A 222-nucleotide genomic window follows, 5' to 3' on the forward strand; every position below is an offset into this window, starting at 1 on the left:
GAACCACAGGCACACCGGGATGCCGGTCGAGCGGAACAGTTGGGTGGGCAGGGCCACCATGGCGCTGACCAGGTCGGCCTCGACGATCCGGGCGCGAATCTGACCCTCGCCGCCGGAGTTGGTGCTCATCGAGCCGTTCGCCAGCACAACCCCGGCCTGACCTTTGGGAGCGAGCTTGCTGATGATGTGCTGCAGCCAGGCGTAGTTCGCGTTGCCGCCGGC

Annotated in this window: 1 protein-coding gene; it reads right to left on the reverse strand. The window is 67.6% G+C overall.

All coding sequences use genetic code 11. The annotated features are described in order from the left end of the window. A partial coding sequence (locus BN358_RS24355) for an N-6 DNA methylase (protein ID WP_157593513.1) occupies positions 1–222 on the reverse strand: 222 nt, incomplete at both ends.

The organism is Sedimentibacter sp. B4, assembly GCF_000309315.1.
Lineage (GTDB): Bacteria > Bacillota > Clostridia > Tissierellales > Sedimentibacteraceae > Sedimentibacter > Sedimentibacter saalensis.